Here is a 20339-nt window from a genome sequence, read left to right as displayed (position 1 = left end):
CAAGGTTAGCAACCTCAAGAACCCAAGATTCTTAAGTCGTTTTGGCCATTACAGACAAAAGGTCGCACTTTCGAACGGTGCAGGAAACGCCGTAGTTCCAAGCCTGTTACGGATGTCGCGCAGTTGCCATATTCCACGACCGGTGCGGGCCTATTGCGAGAGGTCCCATGTATAGAGGTCCGTTGGCACCTTGGACTATATTCAGGCTGTTCGTTGTGGACAGTTCCAGAAGCTGCTCAACGCAGCTTCCCGTTCTCGGCCCTTGCCATAGAGAATGAAAAACTTACCAACCACGTGACATTTCATTTAGATTTGCCACACCCGTCCATGCCCCGGCCTTGCAAGGGTGGCATCGTCATGCAGCAGGTTTCGCGAAAATATAGCAAGACTGGTCCGCGACAAACCCATTGATAACAAGACCTTCTTTCAAAGCATGGCCAATCTGCTCTCTCACGCGCAACCTTTCGGCCAAGGCCTTGGCCGGGTCCGACGCAAGAAGGGCGGCGAAATCCGTAGGAATGGTGACGCGTCGTGCTGCATCTGGGGGAGACTGCGCAATCCGTGCCGCGCGGTCGGCCACATGTGCGGTGTCCAGAAACCAGTCTGCCATCAACCGGTCAGAGGGGGTGCCCGCGTTGATACCCACCATTTTGCCGTAATAGTCGGCCATATAGGTGTCGACGATCACGCCCAGCTTGCCCACGTTCAGGGCCGCATTGGCCGCGCGCAGCGGGTCAAAGGTCCAGCGCACGTGGGTGATGCCGCGTGCCAGACACCAGTCACGCTGAAACCACTTCAGGCGCGCGCCCAGTCCCATGCCCTGCATCTTGGGCAACACCGCAAGCCGGTGCGAATGCTGGATGTGCAGTTCGCGCGTGGGAAAGCCAAAGACATAGCCGACCAGTTCGTCGTCTGAAAACGCTCCTGCGACAAGGCCGCCTTCATGCTGGATCACCATCATCAGATCATAGGGATCGACCAGATCATCCGGTCCCCAGACCGCACGTTGCAGGGCTTCAGCCGCGGTGAACTCTGCCACGCCGGACAATTCGCGGATCACCGGCGGTGTCATGCGGAAAAGCTTTCACTGGAAAGGGCCATTTCTGACAGAAAACTTTCATCCAGCGACACGCCGATGCCTGCGCCTTGGGGCACCGCCATCCGTCCGTCGGTTGCTTCGAGCGGTTCGTTGATGATGTCACGCGCAAAATAGCGGCTGGCGCTGGAGACATCGCCCGGTTTGGTAAAGTTCGGCAAGGTCGACAGGTGGATGTTGTGCGCACGCCCGATGCCTGATTCCAGCATGCCGCCGCACCAGACAGGCACGTCAAAGGCCGCCGCAAGATCGTGCATTTTCAGCGCCGTGTAATATCCACCCGACCGCGCCACCTTGATGTTGATCACCCGTGCGGCGTCGGCCTGAAGCGCCTGGCGGCAGGCGCGCACCGAGTTGATGCATTCGTCCAGGCAGATCGGCGTTTTCAGCCGTTTCTGCAGCACCGCGTGGTCCTGAATGTCATCCCATGCCAGCGGTTGTTCGATGTAATCCAATGCCAGATCGTCCAGTTTCTGCAGCAGGCCCGCGTCGGCCAGCGTGTAACAGGCGTTGGCGTCCACGCTCAGCCGGATATCGGGAAAGGCCGCGCGCACCGCACGGACCAGCGCCACGTCGTGCCCCGGTTTGATCTTGAGCTTGATCCGTTTGTAACCTTGCCGGTGGTGATCGGCCACGCGGGCGACCGTGTCGTCGATAGAGCCGATCCCCAAAGAAACGCCTGCGTCAATTGCATCTCCGGTCCCGCCCAAAACGGTTTGCAGCGGCAGGTTCAGCGACTTGGCCCACAGGTCCCAAAACGCCATGTCGACCGTCGCCTTTGTCATTTGATGGCCGCGCCACGGGGCCAGAAGCTTGTCCAGCGCCGCAGGGTTTTCAAAGGATTTTCCGACGATCATCGGCAGGAACAGGTCCTTGAGCAGCGCCATCGCGGCGGGCAGCGTTTCGCCAAGATAGTCGGGCAGGGGGTCCATCACCCCTTCGGCATATCCCTCGTGATCGCCTGAATAGAGCGTCAGCAGCGGGAAAATGCGGTCATGCATCGTGCCGGTCGAGATTACGAAAGGCTGCAACAACGGCAATCGGACAAGCCGCAATTCTGCCCGGTCTATCGTCAGCGGCGCGCGGGTCTGTCTGGAAATGTCCGGCATGTCGAACCCTTTGGTTTGGCTAGGTTGGATCACCTGTAGTTCAGAGACATAAATATTGCAAGATTGACATTATGAAAGCTTTCTGTCATTTGAGGTCTCAAGAGAGAGTTTCAGGGGGCGGCGCTTTGGCACATCCAGACAATATTTCGGTCAGCGTTCAGCAGTTGCTGGCTGACAGCGTCGAGGGTGCGACCAAAGGCGAAAAAGCCATTGCAAGCTACATGATGACCAACATCAAAACGCTTCCTTTCGAGACTGCCTCGACCCTCGCGACCAAGATCGGCGTGTCTGAGGCCAGTGTCGGGCGCTATTGCCGCAGCATCGGGCTGGACAGCTTCAAAGAGCTGAAATCGCGGCTTCAGGCCGACCTGGGCGACAGCGCGTGGTTGATCGGCGACCGGCTGAAAGACTTTCATGCACGGTCCCGCAGTGGGGGCGCCGAGTTGAGTCGTGCGCTGGAGCTTGAGATTGCGGCCCTTGTCGCGGTTTACGAAATGGCGGGCAGCAAGCCGTTTGAAGCCATGGTCAAACGGCTGGCGCGTACGCCGCAGGTCTTTGTCGCAGGGTTTCAGGCAGAGCGCGGTCAGGCCCAGTATCTGGCCAATGGATTGCAATACCTGCGCCCCGGTGTCTGGCTGGCCGACCAAGAGGGCGGCACGTTTTCCGAGCTGTTGCAGGGCGATCCTGCGCAGTCCTGCCTGGTCGTCATCGACGGGCGCAAATATTCCCGCATGGCCGAAAAGCTGGCCCGCGCGGCCAAGGAGCGCGGCGTGAAAGTGTCGTTGATCACCGATCCTTACTGCACGTGGGACGCAGGGCTGGCGGATGAAACCTTTGCCGTGCCGACCGAACTGAACCTGTTCTGGGACAACACGGCACCCATTTCCAGCCTGATCAGCCTGACGGTGAACGGTGTGTTCAACGAACTGGGCGCAGATGTCGAAGAGCGGATGGCCGCGATTTCTGCAGGCTACAACACCTTTGTCGGCCACCTCGGCGCGCGGTCTGACACAAGCAAAAAATAATCAAAAAAGCGCCACCATAGGGAAGGTATAATTACCATGAAGTTCAACAAACATTTGCTGGCTGCAAGCGTGTCCATCGCGTCGATGAATGCGATGGCCCCTGTCGTCTTTGCGCAGGAGGCTACGATTGTTTTGCCGTCCAACACGGTCGGTCTGACAAGCTATAACCCCGTAACAGCCATTCTGACGAATGCCGCCGCCTTTCTTATCTTCGACCGGCTGGTCGAGGTGGACGCCGCGCGCAACTACCATCCGCATCTGGCCGAAAGCTGGGAAGAGGCCGAGGACGGCATGTCGTGGGTGTTCCACCTGAAACAAGGGGTGACCTTCCACAACGGTGTGCCCTTCAATGCGCAAACCATCGCGGACTGGCTGCCGCTGTATGACGGCACCGACAACGCCTATTATACTGCGGCCATCGACAGCATTCAGGTTGTGGATGAATACACCGTGAAGTTCGTGATGAAACATCCCGAACCGAACCTGCTGTACAACCTTGCCATCATGGGTGTGCCCGAACCCAAATCCTTTGTCGCCATGGGCGAGAATTTTGGCGTGACCGAAACCATTGGCACAGGGCCCTACAAGCTGGAAAGCTTTGACATCGGCCAGCAAACCGTTCTGGTGCGCAACGACGATTACACCTGGGGCTCGCCCGTGGCCAAGAACACAGGCCCGGCCAAGTTCGAACACCTGACATTCCGCGAGATCGCCGAAGCCTCGACCGCGTTTCTCGAGCTGAAAACCGGCGGTGTCGATATGCTGCTGTCGGTCCCTGCCGATTTCGTTCCCGAGGTTGAAAAACAAAGCGACCTGAAGCTGGTCAGTGTTCCAGGGCGCGAGCTGGTCTACATGGTCATGAACGTGGTCAAAGAACCGTTCAACGACATCAAGGTGCGCGAGGCCGCGGCCCTTGCCATCAACCAGCAGGAAATTCTGGACAACATCTATGGTGGTATCGGACAGGTGGCAGACACCTTCCTGATCTCGGCATTGCCCGAGGCGAAAGTGGCCGACGAATATCGCATCGCGTTCAACCCCGACAAGGCCAACGCCCTGCTGGACGAGGCCGGTTGGACCATGGGCGCGGATGGCGTGCGCATGAAGGACGGCCAGCCGCTAAAGGTGTCGTTGTGGACCCAAAGCGACAGCGTGTTCCGTCGTCTGTCGGAAGTTGTGCAGGCGCAACTGAAAGCCGTGGGCATCAGCGCCGAGATCGGCACCTTTGACAGCGCCATGATCCGCGACCAGTACAAATCCGGTGAACAGCAGGTCGCCGTGCGGTCCTATGTCTGGGACAACGCCGATATCGTGGACTGGTTCTTTGGTGGTGACCGGCTGGGCTATCCGAACATCTCGATGTTCAACGACCCAAAGGCCGAAGACCTGCGCGCTGCGGCCATGACCGGATCAAAAAGCTCGGACGAGCGGATCGCGAACTTTACCGCCTATCACGAATACGTCCTTTCGCAGTTTCCGGTGGCCCCGATTTACCAGCCTGTTGTCAGTGTCGCGTACAACACCTCGCGGATCTCCATGCCCGAAGTGTTTGACGCGCCGGGCATCGGGTCGACCGTGCTGATGGACATGGCTCCGGTCGAATAAGCGTCAGGCGGGGATCAGACATGTTGGGTTATTTTATCAGGCGGGTGCTGGTTCTGATCCCCGTTTTCCTTGCGGTGTCGGCGGTGATCTTTTCGATCATCCACCTGATACCGGGCGATCCGATCGACAACCTTCTGAAGATCGGTGCCGGCCCCGAACAGCGCGAGATCATGACCGCGCGCTATGGCTTGGACAAGCCGCTGGTGGTGCAATACTGGATCTGGCTCAGCGGTGTCCTTCAAGGTGATCTCGGCACGGCCATCGTCGCCCGCAGGCCAGTGGCCGACCTGATCGCCCAGGCCTTGCCGCATTCTCTGGCGCTGGGACTGTGTGCGCTGGCGTTCTCGACCTTTTTCGGGATTGTTCTGGGCACGATCGCGGCGCTGACCCGTGACCGTTGGCCCGACCAGCTGATCATGACGGTTGTGCTGCTTGGCTCAACCGTTCCGGGATTCTGGCTGGGTCTTTTGCTGATCCTGGTGTTTTCCGTCTGGCTGGGCATGTTCCCGGTGTCAGGCGCGCGCGACTGGTCGGCGATGGTTCTGCCGGTTCTGACCGTGGGTCTGGGCGGCACTGCACTGGTTGCCCGGGTGACCCGCGTGGCGATGGTCGAGGCGGGCCAGCGCGATTTCCTAATGCTTTTGCACGCCAAGGGGATGCGCCCCGCGCGCATCCAGTTGCGCCATGTGCTGCGGCACGCGCTTATTCCTGTGGTCACCATCCTGTCGCTGCGCATTGGCTGGATCCTGGGCGGCGCGGTCACGGTCGAGGTGGTCTTTGCCCGTCCCGGTCTGGGCACGCTGCTGATCAAATCACTAAACCAGCATGATTATCCTGTGGTTCAGGCCTGTCTGCTGATCCTTGCGATGGCGGTGATGCTGGGCACCTTGGCGGGCGACCTTATCCAGGCGGCCATGGACCCGCGCGTCAGGGCGGCATTGTGATGGGGGTGGCTGTAGTGAAATTGTCCGACACCACATTGGGCCGCGTCATGCGCCGCCCCAAGGGCGTGATCGCAGGCACCTGGCTGATACTGGTGGTGTTCGTTGCGGTCTTTGCGCCGTACCTGACACCTTATGAATACGACATTCAGGACCTGCCCAACGCGTTCCGAGCACCGGATGCGGCGCATTGGCTGGGCACCGACGAATTCGGCCGCGATATGCTGACGCGCATCATGTATGGCGCGCGGACCTCGCTGAGCGTGTCGACGATTGCGATTGGCATCTCTGTGTTTTGCGGCATGTGCCTGGGGGCGGCGTCCGGATACTTCGGTGGGCGGTTTGACCGGGCCGTGACTGCGGTGATCGACCTGACGTGGTCGTTCCCCGAAATTCTGGTGGCGCTTATTCTGGTGGCCATCATCGGCCCCGGTGTCACGGGGGCGATGGTCGCCATCGGCGTTGCCTATCTGGCGCTGTTCACGCGACTGACGCGGTCGCAGATCATGGCGATCAAATCCGAAACTTTTGTCGAGGCATCGCTGTCTTTGGGGGCCAGTCACGGTCATATCCTGATGCGTCATCTGCTGCCGAACGCGCTGGCACCGGTGATTGTCGCCGCGATGCTGGCCACGGGTGACGCGATCATCCTCGAAGCGACGCTGGGGTTCTTCGGTCTGGGCGCGCAGCCTCCGACGCCCAGTTGGGGCGGGCTGATGTCGTCGGGCACGGCACATATGTTCAAGGCGCCGTGGATCATCATTATTCCGGGGGTGGCCGTGGCCGTGACCGTCTTTGCGATCAACCTGTTCGGCGATGCGCTGATCCATGCGCTGGACGTGCGCGCGCGTGTGCGGGAAAGCTGATGTTGCTGCGTGTCAAAAACCTGTCGGTGAGCATCGGCACACTGACCCTGCTGGAAGGTGTCAGCTTTGATCTGGCCAAGGGCGAGATCATGGGGCTGGTTGGCGAAAGCGGATCGGGCAAATCGCTGACGGCACTTGCGCTGACCGGCTTGCTGCCGCTGATTGGCGGGCGCGTCACCGCAGGGTCGCTTGAATTCGACGGCACCGACATGGTCACCCAGCCCAAGCGCAAGCTGCGGGCCCTGCGCGGACGCCGGATCGCCTTTATCACCCAAAACCCGATGACAGCACTGGACCCTGTGCAGCGCATTGGTCCACAGGTCGATTTCGTGTCGCGCACGCACCTGGGGCTGGACCGCAAGGCGGCGCGGGCGCGCACCATTGCGCTGTTGACCCAACTGCGCATTCCGCAGGCCGACGCCATCTGTTCGTCCTATCCGCACCAGTTGTCGGGCGGCATGAAGCAACGCATCGTCATTGCGATGGCATTGGCAGGCGATCCCGACCTGATCGTCGCGGACGAGCCGACGACGGCGCTGGATGTCACGGTTCAGGCGCAGATCATCCATCTGCTGACCCGCCTGGTGCGCGAACGTGGTCTGTCGCTGGTGCTGATCACGCACGACATGGGCGTCGTGGCACAGGCCTGTGACAAGGTGGCGGTGCTCTATGCGGGCCGGCTGGCCGAGCAAAAGCCGGTGCATGCGCTGTTTGCCAGCCCGCAGCATCCCTATTCAGCCGCACTGATCGACTGCATCCCCCGCGAGGGCATGGCACCCGGATCGCTGACTGGCATTCCCGGCAACGTGGCCTCGGCCACGGCCTATCCTTCGGGCTGCCGGTTTCACCCCCGATGCCCGCGCGCGGGGGCAGGTTGCGACACGAAGGTTCCTGTTCAGCGTGGCCTGTCCGACGCGGGCACGGTCGCCTGCCATTATCCCCTGAACGGAGCGCCGGATGTCTGAACCTCTTGTCAAGATCCAGTCCCTGTCCAAGCGGTTCGACACCCCCGGCGGGTTCCTGAAAAAACGGCGCAGCATGTTGGCAGTGCGCGATGTGTCACTGTCGATTGCACGTGGTGACATCGTCGGCGTGGTCGGTGAAAGCGGGTGTGGCAAGTCCACGCTGGCCCGTCTGGTGTTGCGGCTGATCGAGCCGACCGAAGGTGCTGTCTGCTTTGAAGGCGCCGACCTGACGCAGCTCAGCCGGTCCGAGTTGCGCAAGATGCGTCAGCGGATGGCGATGGTGTTCCAAGACCCTTATTCCTCGCTTGATCCGCGGTATCGGGTGGCAGATGCGCTGGCGGAACCTTTTGTGGTGCAAGGCCAGCGGGTGCCGCACGGTCGCATTGACGCGCTGATGGAAAAGGTCGGACTGCCTGCGTCATTGACGCAAAGCTATCCGCACCAGTTGTCAGGCGGGCAACGCCAGCGGGTCGGCATCGCGCGGGCCCTCGCGCTGAACCCGGATTTTATCGTGCTGGACGAGCCGACGGCGTCGCTGGACGTGTCTATTCAGGCGCAGATCGTGTCGTTGATCCAGGAGTTGCAGCGCAATCTGGACCTGACTTACCTGTTCATCAGCCATGACCTTGGGCTGGTCCGCTATTTCTGCAATCGCATCGTGGTGATGTATCTGGGCGCAGTGGTCGAGGAATTGCCCGATCCCGGCGCCGCGCCGCGCCATCCTTACACCCGCGCGCTGATGGCCAGCACCTTTGCCCCCAATCCAAACGCCCGTCAGGAGGCCACCGAGCTGACCGGCGAGATCCCCAGCGGTTTCGACCTGCCGCGCGGCTGCGCCTTTGCCGGGCGCTGTCCAAATGTCACGGCCAAGTGCCGCGAAACGGTTCCCGTGCTGAGCCGCGGACCGCACCCCGTCGCCTGTTTTCACCCGATCCAAGGATAACCCATGACGCACCATGTCCTCACTGCCGAATTTCTTCATGAAAGCAACACGTTCAAAAAGGGCCTGACCGAGCTGCACAACTTTGAGGTTGATGCGTTGATGGAAGGTGACGAGGCGTTGGCGCGTCTGTCCGACGGCAACACCGGTCTGTCGGGGTTCACGGATGTGGCCGACGAAGCGGGCTGGGACCTGACCCATGTGATTTCGGCCTATGCCGTGCCGGGGTCCAAGGTGTCGCGGCACGCATTCGAGCATGTTGCAGGCAAGATTTGCGCCGCGGTAGAACAACACAAGGACACATTGGACGGCATCCTGCTGGCGATGCACGGGGCCATGGTCACCGAGTTCTGCGAGGACGGCGAGGGCGAGCTGTTGCAGCGCCTGCGCGACATCGTGGGGCCGGACATGCCCATCGCCACCACGCTGGACCTGCATTGCAACGTCACCCCGCAGATGGCGGAACTGGCCAATATCATCGTGTCCTACAAGACGTACCCGCACATCGACCTGCGCGAGCGCGGGCAACAGGCGGGCCGTATTCTCGAGGCCGCGATGGCGGGCAAAAGCCGCCCAAAAACCTGTCGCGTGGCTTGTCCGATGCTGGACGATCCTAACGGCGGGCGCACCGATGTCGGCCCGATTGTCCCGCTATATGCGCGTGCACTGGACCACGAGACTGAAAAGGGCATTCACTGCGTGTCGATCAACGCAGGCTTTAGCGATGCGGATATTCACGACATGGGCCCGACCGTTCTGGTGACCTATGATGCCAACACCGATGGTGCCGAGGCGCGCGCCCACGCGATTTCACAGCAGATCGCAGGCGAGATCTGGGCTGCCCGTAACAGCATTGCAAACGATTTCCTGAGCGTGGAAGAGGCCTGTGCGGTCGCCATGTCGTTCGACACGTCCAAGGGGCCGCTGGTGATCGCGGATTATGCCGACAACCCCGGATCGGGTGCCTATGGCGATGCGACCAACCTGCTGGCTGCCATGCTGGACGCCGGGCTGAAAAACGCGACCTTTGCCCCCATGATCGACCCCGACGCCGCCGCCATGCTGTGCGCCCGAACGGTTGGCGACACGGTAACGCTGGACTTGGGCGGCAAGAACGATCCGGCCTTTGGCGGCGGGCCGTTGACGCTGACGGGAACGATCATGCACATTTCGGACGGCTGGCTGACCGGCGATGGGCCGATGCTGGGCGGGTTGCGCCGCAGCTTTGGCCCCACGGCGGTTCTGCGGGTGGACGGCATCGACATTCTGGTGACCACGGAACGGGATCAGATGCTGGACCTGCAACAGTTCAAGACATTCGGCATCCAGCCCGAGCAGAAGTCGGTCGTTGCGGTGAAGTCCATGCAGCACTTTCGCGCCGCGTTCGAGCCGATTGCGGGCAAGGTGATTGTGTGCGACAGCGGCGCGCTGTCCACGCCGCAGATGAGCCGACGCCCCTACGTCAAGGTGCGCCGCCCCATTTGGCCGCTGGATGCAGAGGCACGAATGTAGCAGAACTTGGTGAGCCCGCAGGGCAGGGCAGACACAGGAGGCTTGGGTGAAAATAGCATGTATGCAAATTGCTCCGGCATCGTCGGGCGTGGCGCATTGTCTTGAGCAATTGGACGGTTACGCAGCACAGGCCAGGTCTGCAGGTTGCGATCTGCTTGTCACGCCCGAGATGTATCTGACCGGCTATAACATCGGCGCAGCCCGTGTTCTGGAACTGGCGCAGCCAGCCGATGGACCCGACGCCGCACAGGTGGCAGACATTGCCCGCCGTCACGGGCTGGCGATCCTCTATGGCTACCCGCAGGCTGACCCACGGGGTGGTGCCCCTTTTAACGCCGTGCAAATGATCGACGCGGCGGGGGCGCGCATCGCGCACTACCGCAAGACCCATCTTTACGGCGATGTGGACCGCGCGCAGTTTCAGGCGGGCCATGCCCGCGCGCCGGTGGTGGCGTGGAACGGCTGGCGGATCGCACTGGCAATTTGTTACGACATAGAGTTTCCCGAATTGACCCGCGCCTATGCGCTGGACGGGGCCGATTTGGTGCTGACACCCACCGCCAACATGATCCCATATGACAGTGTCGCCACGCGGCTGGTCCCCGCACGGGCCGAGGAAAACGGGCTTTTCGTGGTCTATGCCAACTATTGCGGCAGCGAAGGTGATTTCGACTATTGCGGCCTGTCCTGCGTTTGCGCGCCCGATGGCCGCGATGTTGCGCGGGCAGGGCGCGGGCCGGGGCTGATCGTGGCCGATCTTGACCGGGCCGAGATTGCGCGCACGCGCCAAGCCGTGCGCTATCTGCACGACCGTCGCCCCGAGATTTACACCAAGATTGGAACTGCCCGCGATGACATCTGACCCCAGACCCCAACCCTATGTCACCGCCTTTGGCCCCGACTTTACCTTTGCCTTTGACGACTGGATCACCAATCCCGCAGGCTTGGGTGCGGTGCCCGCCGAAAGCCACGGGCGCACGGTGGGGATCATCGGTGCCGGCATTTCAGGGGTCATTTGCGCCTATGAGCTGATGAAGCTGGGCCTGCGCCCCGTCGTCTTTGAATCCGGCCAATTCGGCGGACGGCTGCGCAGCCAAAGCTTTGAGGGCACCACCAATGCCATCGCCGAACTGGGCGGGATGCGCTTTCCGCTCTCGTCCACTGCCTTTTATCACTATGTCGATATGCTGGGGATCGAAACGCGCCCCTTTCCGAACCCGCTGACGAAGGCCGCAGGATCAACCGTGATCGACCTGGCGGGCGAGACGCTTTATGCCGAAACCATCGACGATCTGCCGCCGCTGTTCCGCGAGGTCGGGGCCGCCTATCAGCAGGCGCTGGAGGATCACGCCCAGTTCGGCGCCTTGCAAGCGGCGATCAAGGCCCGCGATGCCGCGCTGGTCAAGGAACTGTGGAACCCTATCGCACAGGCCTGGGACGACCGCAGCTTTTACGATTTCATCGCCTCGTCGGATGCGTTCAAAAAGCTGTCCTTCCGGCACCGCGAAGTTTTTGGGCAGGTCGGGTTCGGCACCGGCGGATGGGACAGCGATTTTCCGAACTCGATGCTGGAAATCCTGCGGGTGAACTTGCTGGGGCTGGACGACGATCAACACTATATGGTTGGCGGCGTCGAACAGGTGCCGCGCGGCCTGTGGACCCGCAGCCCCGAGAAGATGGTCCACTGGCCCGAGGGCATGACGCTGGAGAAACTGCACGGCGGATCGACCCGGCCGGGCGTGGTGAAAGTGCGCAAGCAGGGTGACGATGGCCCATTCGAAGTGACCGACCGCTGGGGCCGTGTCGAGACATTCGACGCGCTGATCAGCACCTGCCAAAGCTGGCTGATGACCACGTCGATGGATTTCGAGGAACGGCTGCTGGCGCAGGATATGTGGATGGCGCTGGACCGCACCCGTTACATGCAGTCGTCGAAAACTTTCGTGATGGTTGACCGCCCGTTCTGGCGCGACCGCGATCCCGAGACGGGACGCGAGGTGATGAGCGTGACACTGACCGACCGTATGACCCGTGGCACCTATCTGTTCGAAGATGGGCCAAACGCGCCTGCGGTGATGTGCCTGACCTATTCGTGGATGTCAGACGCGCTGAAGATGGAACCGCTGCCGGTTGAGAAGCGGGTCGATCTGGCGCTGGACGCGCTGCGCAAGATCTATCCCAAGGTGGACATCACCCAGCATATCATCGGCAACCCCATTACGGTCAGCTGGGAAAGCGACGAGAATTTCCTCGGCGCGTTCAAGGGCGCGCTGCCGGGGCATTACCGCTATAACTACCGCATGTACGGGCATTTCGAGCAATCCGGGATGCCACCCGAACAACGCGGCCTGTTCCTCGCGGGCGACGGCATCAGCTGGACGCCCGCCTGGGTCGAAGGGGCGGTGCAAACGGCCCTGAATGCAGTCTGGGGCGTGATGACCCATCTGGGTGGTCATTCGCATCCTTCCAATCCCGGACCCGGAGACGCCTATGCCGAACACGGTCCCGTGGATTTGGGTGGGTAGGCGCAGGATCTATGCCTTTGATCGTCGGCCTGCCGGTGTCAGGCCGCAATGGTGCCTTGCTGGCGCGCACCTTTGAAATCTGACAAAGGCGGTGGCCTTTTTGATCCGTCATTTGCCGCGCCGTTCATCCAGCCAAGTCACAGCGCAAAACCGCCAGCGTGGCTTGGCGGCGGAGGCGCGTGGCGCTATCACAGGCGTCCGACACTCAGAGGATTCCCCGACATGACCGACGTTGCAGATCGCATTGCCCGCACCATCGCCGCCGACATCGACGCGCGGCCCGAACAGGTCACCGCCACCGTTGCCCTGCTGGACGGCGGGGACACGGTGCCCTTTGTCGCGCGCTATCGCAAAGAGGTGACAGGCGGGCTGGACGACACGCAATTGCGCCGTCTGGCCGAGCGGCTGGAGTACCTGCGCGATCTGGAAAAACGCCGCGCCAGCATCCTGTCCGAGATCACCAGCCAGGGCAAACTGACCGACGCGCTGGCCCGCGACATTGCCAAGGCAGACACCAAGGCCGTGCTTGAGGATCTCTATCTGCCCTACAAACCCAAACGCCGCACCAAGGCGATGATTGCCCGCGAAAACGGGTTGGAACCGCTGTTGCGCGCCATTCTGGCGGATCGCACGGCAGAGCCTGCGGTGCTGGCCAAGGGCTATCTGTCCGAGGCGGTTGAAACCGAAAAGGACGCGCTGACCGGTGCGCGCGATATCCTGGCAGAGGAACTGGGCGAGAACGCCGCGTTGCTGGGCCGTTTGCGTCAGCTCATGCAGTCCGAGGCGCTGATCACCGCCAAGGTGAACAAGGGCAAGGAAGAGGTCGGCGCGAAATTCTCGGATTATTTTGATCATTCCGAAAAATGGGCCGCGATCCCGTCGCACCGGGCCCTGGCAATCCTGCGCGCCGCAAAAGAGGATATCGTGTCCGTCGACATTGCCCCGGACCCGGACACCGGGCTGCCGCGTGTCATCGGCATCATTGCCTCGGAAATCGGCATTCCCGGCGACGGTCCGGGCGATATGTGGCTGCGCGAGGCGGCGGCGTGGACATGGCGGATCAAGCTGAGCGGGACCATGTTCATGGACCTTCTGGCCGAATTGCGCCGCCGCGCCCATGGCACCGCCATCGAAGTCTTTGCCCGCAATCTCAAGGATTTGCTGCTGGCCGCACCTGCGGGTGCGCGTGCAACGCTGGGGCTGGACCCTGGCATCCGCACCGGCTGCAAGATCGCCGTGGTGGACCAGACCGGCAAGCTGATCGACACGGCAACGATCTATCCGTTCCAGCCCAAGAATGATCTGCGCGGGGCCGAAGAAACCCTGCTGCACCTGATCCGCAAACACGGTGTTGCGCTGATTGCCATCGGCAACGGGACCGCCAGCCGCGAGTCGGAAAAGCTGGTGGGTGACGTGTTGAAACGACTGCCTGCAGGCACCGCGCGGCCCACGCCGGTGATCGTGTCCGAGGCGGGCGCGTCGGTCTATTCTGCGTCAGAGCTGGCCGCACAGGAATTCCCTGACGTGGATGTGTCCATTCGCGGCGCCGTGTCGATTGCACGACGGTTGCAGGACCCGCTGGCCGAACTGGTCAAGATCGAACCGCAGGCGATTGGCGTGGGCCAGTATCAGCATGACGTGGACCAGCGGCAACTGGCGCAATCGCTGGCCGCCGTGGTCGAGGACGCGGTGAACGCGGTCGGGGTTGATCTGAACATGGCCTCGGCCCCGTTGCTGTCGCATATCGCGGGGCTGGGGCCATCGTTGGCGCAGAACATCGTGACGCACCGCGACGCCAACGGTGCGTTCAAGTCGCGCAAGGCACTGTTGAAGGTCGCGGGGCTTGGTCCCAAGGCATTCCAGCAATGCGCGGGTTTCCTGCGCATTCCGAACGGCGACGAGCCGCTGGATGCCTCGTCCGTTCACCCTGAAGCTTACGGCGTGGCCCGCAAGATCGTGCAGGCCTGCGGGCGTGACGTGCGGTCGATCATGGGCGACAGCGGGGCGCTGTCGGGTCTGCGGGCTGAACAGTTTGTCGACGACAGCTTTGGTCTGCCGACGGTGCGCGATATTCTGTCCGAACTGGAAAAGCCGGGCCGCGACCCGCGCCCTGCGTTCAAGACGGCCACCTTTGCCGAAGGTATCGACAGCATCACCGACCTGAAACCGGGCATGTCGCTTGAGGGCACGGTGACCAACGTCGCGGCCTTTGGGGCGTTCGTGGACATCGGGGTGCATCAGGACGGGTTGGTGCATGTCAGCCAGTTGGCGGATCGTTTCGTCAAGGACCCGCACGAGGTGGTCAAGGCAGGCGACGTGGTGCGCGTGCGCGTGACCGAAGTTGACGTGCCCCGCAAACGGATCGGCCTGACGATGCGCAAAGACGGGGGCGATAAATCCTCACCCCGTGCGGCCCCCGCCGATAAGCAGAAACCGCGCGGCAAGGCCCCGATGTCGGCAGCCCCCAAGGCGGAGTCGCAAGGCGCATTCGGGTCTGCGCTGGCCGATGCGTTCAAGCGGCAGGGGTCGAAATAACCCACCTAGCCGTCGCGCGTTGCGACCTCGTGCGCTTTGGCGATGCCGTAAAAGGCGTCAACGATCTGGTTCTGGGTGTCCTTCAGGCTGAACACCGTTTCATGGGTGGCCAGACCGCGCATCTCGACAATGGGCAGCCGCGCCACACCATCGCTGCGGCCGGTGCTGGCACGCCACATGAACCCCACGCCCAGCCCATTCACGACAGCTTCGTACAACCCGTCGCGGGCGTCCAGCGTCAGGAACGGTTGCGGGGTCAGGTTGGCACGGGCAAACATCCGCTCCACCGCCCGCTGCGTGGATGAACCGCTGGCGCGAAAGATCAGCGGCACGCGCGACAGATCGGCGGCGGTCACTTCGGACGCCTGCGCCAGCGGATGATCGGCGGGCGCGATGGCGATCACTTCGGAAGAGGCCAGATGTTCACGGCGAAAGCGGGGATCGGCCGGGACATCCGGCAGCACGCCGATGTCGCATTCATGGGTCAGCACGGCGCGCGCGATTTTCTGGTGTGATCCGGTTTCCACATCCAGCGTCACCCCCGGAAAGGCGCGGTGAAAGGCGGCAATCACTGCCATGCCCGGCATCGCATTGCCCAAGCCGATGGCAATGCGCCCTTCGCGCAAGGATGACCGGCTGCGCAACAAACGCTCTGCCTCGTCCTGCGCTTCGGCGGCGCGTTCGGCCAGATCGCACAGTTTCAGGCACAGCGCCGTCGGGCGCAGCTGCCCTGATTCCCGCAAGAACAGGCGCAGGCCGAATTCTGCTTCCAAAGCACGCACTTGGGCAGAGATATTGGGCTGTGTCACGCCCAAAAGACGGGCAGCGGCTGCGTAAGATCCGCCTTCGGCCACGGCCCGGATGGCGTTCAGACGGGCGGTGCTGAGGCTCATTTTTCACGATTCCATACTGTGGGTTTGCTTAAACCTTAGCCTAGGTTTGCTTTGTTACAGGAACATCACACAACCCCGTCAAAGGTCGCCGCAGATGCGCGGCAGGTGCCCCGCACAAGACGGGAGACAGCCCCTTGGACGTTGCGACGACACATTATCCGGTGGCCCATCGGTACACACGACTGGACGCGCGCGCCGTTGCGGATGCGCGTCTGGTGCTGTGCGATCTGGACGGTTGCTTGATTGCCCAAGGACGCCCGTTTGCCGAAACGGCGGAATTCGTGGCGGCCTGCGGCGACCGTCTATGGATCGTGTCGAACGCCTCGGACAGCACCGCGCGCGCGATGTCGCGGCAACTGGCGGGTTTCGGCATTGCGGTACCGGCAGCGCGCATCTTGCTGGCCGGCGAGACGATGCTGGAACATCTGGCCCATGTCGAAGGCATCCGCCGCGCCCGTGTGTTTGCCAGCGCCGCGTTGATCGCCCGCGCAGTTGAGCTGGGCATCGACCCCGCAGCCGACGCACCGCAGGCGGTGCTACTGTGCCGCGACGCCGGTGTGACGGTGGAGACCATGGGGCCGATCCTGACGCAGGTCGGGCAGGGCGCACCGCTGTGGGTGTCGAACGAAGACCTGTCGCACCCCGGACATGACACCCAGCCCGTCGCGGAAACCGGCGCATTGCTGGCGGCATTGCGGGCGATCCAACCGGAATTGGAATGGCGCAGTCTGGGCAAACCCGACCCGATGATGCTGACCATGGCACTGACGCGCAGCGGTGTGTCCGCGCAGGACGCTGTCTTTGTCGGGGACAATGTCCTGACCGACGGGGCCGCCGCCGCAGCCCTGAACATGCCCTTTGTCCACATCCAAAGGAGCATCATCCAATGATCCCCTATCTGATCCGTGTCGCGGTGAAATCGGTGGTGACGCTATTTGCCATCGCCACGATCACCTTTATCGCCACCCGCCTGTCTGGCAACCCGATCGACACCTTTCTGGGCGACGGGCTGACCGAAGAGGGCCGCGCCGAGCTGATCCGGTATTTCCAGCTGGATGGTTCGTTGTGGCAGCAATACCTGGCCTTTATGCGCGGTGCCGTATCCGGCGAGTTCGGACTAAGCTTTGTCGACCGGCGCCCCGTGACCGAAGTGGTCAGCGACCGGCTGTGGGCTTCGGGGCAGTTGTTGCTGGCCTCGGTCGCGTTCACCTTGCTGGTGGCGATCCCGCTGGGGATACTGGGCGCGATCTATCGCAAAAGCTGGATCGGCTCAGCGGTTATGATGGTGGCCTTTGCAGGCTATGCGGTGCCGTCGTTCATTCTGGCCATCGTGATGGTGCTGGTCTTTTCCTACTGGCTGAACTGGTTGCCGGTGGTGGGCAACGGCAGTTTTGCCCATTTCATCATGCCGACCATCGCCATGTCCGGCGTGCTGATTGCCGCACTGACGCGGTTTACCCGCAACGCCATGCTGGACGTGCTGGGGCAGGATTTCATCCGCACCGCACGGGCCAAGGGGCTGGGCGAGGCACGCGTGGTGCTGCGCCATGGGCTGGGCAACGCCGGTGTCACCGTCATTTCGGTGATCGGCCTGCAAGTTGCGGGGCTGGCGGCGGCGGGCAGCGTGGTGGTCGAAAGCATCTTTTCCTGGCCGGGCATCGGACAGCTTTTGGTGAACGCGGCGCTGGTGCGGGACTACCCCGTCTTGCAGTTCGGCGTGATCACCGTGGCCGTCGCTGTCGTCGCCATCAACGCCCTAACGGACGTGTCCTATGCGCTGGCTGACCCGCGCATCCGACTGGCCCGCAGTTAAGGAGCCCGTATCATGACAACGCTCGCAGATCCCGTCATCGCCCCGCGCCGCAAAGGCAGCACCGATTTCATCCAGAAGATTGCCATCGGCATTGCCATCCTGCTGTTCGCGCTGGCGGTGTTTGCGCCGTGGATCGTGCCCTTTGGCCCGCTGGATCAAAGCCTGCTGAGCCGCCTGCGGCCGCCGCTGGGGTTCGAACGGTTCGCTGCGGGCCATTACGCGGGCACAGACGAGCTGGGCCGCGATGTGCTGTCGCGCAGCTTGTACGGGATGCGGCTGACGCTGACGCTGGCCTTTGCCGGTGCGCTGATCGGGTTGCTGATCGGCGGCACGCTGGGGCTGGTGGCCGGACTGCGCCGTGGCTGGGTTGAGGACGGGATCATGGCGCTGGTCGACATGCAGATCGCCATTCCCTTTACGCTGGTGGCGCTGTTGATCCTGTCGCTGCTGGGGTCGAACCTGACCGTGCTGGTGCTGGTTCTGGGCATCGCCGGATGGGAACAATACGCCCGCATCGTGCGCGCCGAGGTGCGCCGCCTGTCGGCGCTGCCGTTCATCGAGGCGGCGTGGACCGCCGGGGCAGGGCCGGTCTACATCGCTTGCCGCCATGTGCTGCCCAACCTCGTCTCGCCGCTTGTGGTGCAGTTCACGCTGGCGCTGTCCAACATCGTGATCCTGGAAAGCACGCTTAGCTTTTTGGGCCTTGGCGTGCAGCCGCCGCAGCCGTCGCTTGGGTCGATGGTGGGGCTGGGGCGCGACTATATGCCGACCGCGCCGTGGATCGTGCTGGTGCCTGCCGCGCTGATCGTGGCGCTGACCTTTTCCGTGCAGATCATGGGCGACTGGCTGCGCGACCGCGCCGATGTCCGTCTGCGCGACCGATAACAACCCCGAAGAGCCGCGTCCCAAGCGGCCGAACTCAGATTGCAACCGAACCCTGGAGAACATGATGTTCCGATTGATGCTGACAACCGCCCTTGCCGTGCTGCCGCTGGCTGCCACCGCACAGGAAATCACCGTGGGTGCCGCGAATATGGCCCCGTACCTTGATCCCGGCCGCGACCATTCGAACGTGGGATCACAGTTCTATTACAACAGCTTTGACACGCTGATCGACCGCGACCACACCAAGCTGGAGCCCGAGTGGGTGCCCGCGCTGGCCACATCATGGGAGCTGATCAGCCCCACCGTGATGGAGCTGAAGCTGCGCGATGGTGTCAAATTTCACAACGGCGACCCGATGACCGCTGACGACGTGATCTTTTCGCTGAACCGGATGATGCAGGCCACGTTCCCACCCTATGTGGTGCGCGCCAAGGACCGTCTGGCCAACTTCCCCGAAGCCGAGAAGGTGGACGAGAACACCATCCGTATCCACGCCAACCGCGAGGAACCGCTGTGGGAAACGCTGATCTCGCTGCAACAGGTCATGATCATCCCCGAAGCCTATACCAAGGCGCTGACCGGCGACCCCGACGTGGCAGAAGACAGCGATTTCGAAGCCTTTGCCTTGGCCCCCGTCGGCACCGGCCCCTACAAGATCGAAAGCTTTCAGCCGGGGGAAAAACTGGTCTGGACCCGTTTCGACGATTTCTGGGGCGAAAAGGCACCGCTGGAGCGTGTGAACGTTGTGCAGATCTCGGAAACCGCCAGCCGCGTGACCGCGCTGAAAACCGGCGAGGCGGACATCATCACCAACATCGCCCCCGACCAGCTGTCGCTGATCGACAATGACCCGGCGCTGAAAACCGCAGGGTCGGCGACGGCGCTGTTTCATGTGATGATCATGAACCAGAACCACCCGAAACTGAAAGACCCGCGCATCCGTCAAGCGATGAGCCTGGCCATCGACCGCGATGCGCTGAACGAGGCGTTGTGGCTGGGCAAGGCGATTGTGCCGTCCACGCATACGATGGCGGAAATGGGCGAACTGCACCAACCCGATCTGGTGACCTTCGAATATGATCCCGAGCGCGCCAAGGAGTTGTTGGCTGAAGCGGGCTATGACGGGTTCGAGATTACCTACGACACCGCGCCCAGCTATTACACCAACGGCGTTCTGGCCGCGCAGGCCATCATGGAGATGTGGGCCGCTGTCGGCATCAACGGCAAGATCGTTGTCGGCGACAAATGGACCGGTAACTCGCCGGACCTGATGGCGCGCAACTGGTCGAACCCGATGTATTTCGCGGACCCCTTCGGTTCGTTCGGCGTGATGTGGGCTCCCGATGGCCCGTCGCAAAGCGAGGGCCGGTTCAACACCGACGAAGCCTATGCCGAGACATGGGACCGCTTCCGCTATTCGACCGATGTCGCCGTGCGCAAGGCGGCCTATGCCGAGCTGATGGAACGGGTCAAGGAAGATCCAGCCGTTCTGCCGCTGTACCGTCCGTTTGAAAGCTGGGGCATGAAAACCGCGATCAACTGGGCGCCGATGCCGGGGCATATCCCTTACGTTCTGGATTTCCGCGCAGGCAGCATCACGCTGGCCGGAAGCTGACGCCATCAGGGCCG

General features: G+C 62.3%; 17 protein-coding genes. 14 read left to right on the top strand and 3 right to left on the bottom strand.

Annotated elements, in window-relative coordinates:
• Nucleotides 1-355: 355 nt before the first annotated feature.
• Together BUC08_RS04090 and menC are read right to left on the bottom strand one after the other, a co-directional pair.
• A complete protein-coding gene (locus tag BUC08_RS04090; RefSeq protein WP_037920329.1) occupies nt 356-1072 on the bottom strand; it encodes a GNAT family N-acetyltransferase in 717 nt (238 codons plus the stop codon).
• A complete protein-coding gene (gene menC / locus BUC08_RS04085) occupies nt 1069-2205 on the bottom strand; it encodes an o-succinylbenzoate synthase (protein WP_037920333.1) in 1137 nt (378 codons plus the stop codon). Before menC ends, BUC08_RS04090 begins: the two co-directional genes overlap by 4 nt.
• 125 nt (nt 2206-2330) lie before the next feature.
• Between menC and BUC08_RS04080 the strand changes: the two genes are divergently transcribed.
• The 10 genes from BUC08_RS04080 to BUC08_RS04035 all read left to right on the top strand — a co-directional run bounded on the left by BUC08_RS04080 (nt 2331) and on the right by BUC08_RS04035 (nt 15119).
• Entirely contained in the window at nt 2331-3230 is a 900-nt protein-coding gene (locus BUC08_RS04080) for a MurR/RpiR family transcriptional regulator (protein WP_224769750.1), read from the top strand.
• Nucleotides 3231-3266: 36 nt separating this feature from the next.
• Entirely contained in the window at nt 3267-4835 is a 1569-nt protein-coding gene (locus tag BUC08_RS04075) for an ABC transporter substrate-binding protein (RefSeq protein WP_037920335.1), read from the top strand.
• 20 nt (nt 4836-4855) lie between these two features.
• Complete coding sequence (locus BUC08_RS04070; protein ID WP_037920337.1) at nt 4856-5779, top strand: ABC transporter permease; 924 nt, start codon at nt 4856-4858, stop codon at nt 5777-5779.
• A 14-nt stretch (nt 5780-5793) separates the two neighbouring features.
• Complete coding sequence (locus BUC08_RS04065) at nt 5794-6642, top strand: ABC transporter permease (protein ID WP_234973737.1); 849 nt, start codon at nt 5794-5796, stop codon at nt 6640-6642.
• On the top strand, nt 6642-7607 hold the full coding sequence (locus tag BUC08_RS04060) for an ABC transporter ATP-binding protein (protein WP_037920340.1): 966 nt from the start codon (nt 6642-6644) through the stop codon (nt 7605-7607). The genes BUC08_RS04065 and BUC08_RS04060 overlap by 1 nt, the downstream gene beginning before the upstream one ends.
• Nucleotides 7600-8550 (top strand): ABC transporter ATP-binding protein, encoded by a 951-nt coding sequence (locus tag BUC08_RS04055; protein WP_037920342.1) that lies wholly within the window; start codon nt 7600-7602, stop codon nt 8548-8550. The genes BUC08_RS04060 and BUC08_RS04055 overlap by 8 nt, the downstream gene beginning before the upstream one ends.
• A gap of 3 nt (nt 8551-8553) precedes the next feature.
• A complete protein-coding gene (locus BUC08_RS04050; RefSeq protein ID WP_037920348.1) occupies nt 8554-10059 on the top strand; it encodes a M81 family metallopeptidase in 1506 nt (501 codons plus the stop codon).
• Between the two features lie 46 nt (nt 10060-10105).
• Entirely contained in the window at nt 10106-10921 is an 816-nt protein-coding gene (locus BUC08_RS04045; RefSeq protein ID WP_200796192.1) for a carbon-nitrogen hydrolase family protein, read from the top strand.
• On the top strand, nt 10911-12584 hold the full coding sequence (locus BUC08_RS04040) for a flavin monoamine oxidase family protein (protein WP_037920354.1): 1674 nt from the start codon (nt 10911-10913) through the stop codon (nt 12582-12584). The genes BUC08_RS04045 and BUC08_RS04040 overlap by 11 nt, the downstream gene beginning before the upstream one ends.
• A 222-nt stretch (nt 12585-12806) precedes the next feature.
• Nucleotides 12807-15119 carry a Tex family protein gene (locus BUC08_RS04035; protein WP_037920356.1) on the top strand — a complete coding sequence of 771 codons (2313 nt, stop codon included), beginning with the start codon at nt 12807-12809 and terminating at the stop codon, nt 15117-15119.
• A gap of 5 nt (nt 15120-15124) precedes the next feature.
• On the opposite strand, the gene BUC08_RS04030 is transcribed toward BUC08_RS04035, so the two are convergent.
• Nucleotides 15125-16012 carry a LysR family transcriptional regulator gene (locus BUC08_RS04030; protein WP_037920358.1) on the bottom strand — a complete coding sequence of 296 codons (888 nt, stop codon included), beginning with the start codon at nt 16010-16012 and terminating at the stop codon, nt 15125-15127.
• Between the two features lie 134 nt (nt 16013-16146).
• Here BUC08_RS04030 and BUC08_RS04025 point away from each other — a divergent pair, with 134 nt between their 5' ends.
• From BUC08_RS04025 to BUC08_RS04010, 4 genes are all read left to right on the top strand, one after another.
• Nucleotides 16147-16902, top strand: coding sequence for an HAD hydrolase-like protein (locus BUC08_RS04025; protein ID WP_051693762.1), 756 nt, complete (start codon nt 16147-16149; stop codon nt 16900-16902).
• Nucleotides 16899-17825, top strand: coding sequence for an ABC transporter permease (locus BUC08_RS04020; RefSeq protein ID WP_037920359.1), 927 nt, complete (start codon nt 16899-16901; stop codon nt 17823-17825). Before BUC08_RS04025 ends, BUC08_RS04020 begins: the two co-directional genes overlap by 4 nt.
• Before the next feature lie 12 nt (nt 17826-17837).
• Nucleotides 17838-18710, top strand: a complete 873-nt coding sequence (locus tag BUC08_RS04015; RefSeq protein WP_037920362.1) for an ABC transporter permease — start codon at nt 17838-17840, stop codon at nt 18708-18710.
• 64 nt (nt 18711-18774) lie between these two features.
• Nucleotides 18775-20325: an ABC transporter substrate-binding protein gene (locus BUC08_RS04010; RefSeq protein ID WP_037921930.1), complete on the top strand. Its 1551-nt coding sequence runs from the start codon at nt 18775-18777 to the stop codon at nt 20323-20325.
• Nucleotides 20326-20339: the final 14 nt, after the last annotated feature.

The organism is Pseudosulfitobacter pseudonitzschiae (genome assembly GCF_900129395.1).
Taxonomy (GTDB): domain Bacteria; phylum Pseudomonadota; class Alphaproteobacteria; order Rhodobacterales; family Rhodobacteraceae; genus Pseudosulfitobacter; species Pseudosulfitobacter pseudonitzschiae.
This window is presented reverse-complemented; position numbering and strand designations above follow the sequence as displayed.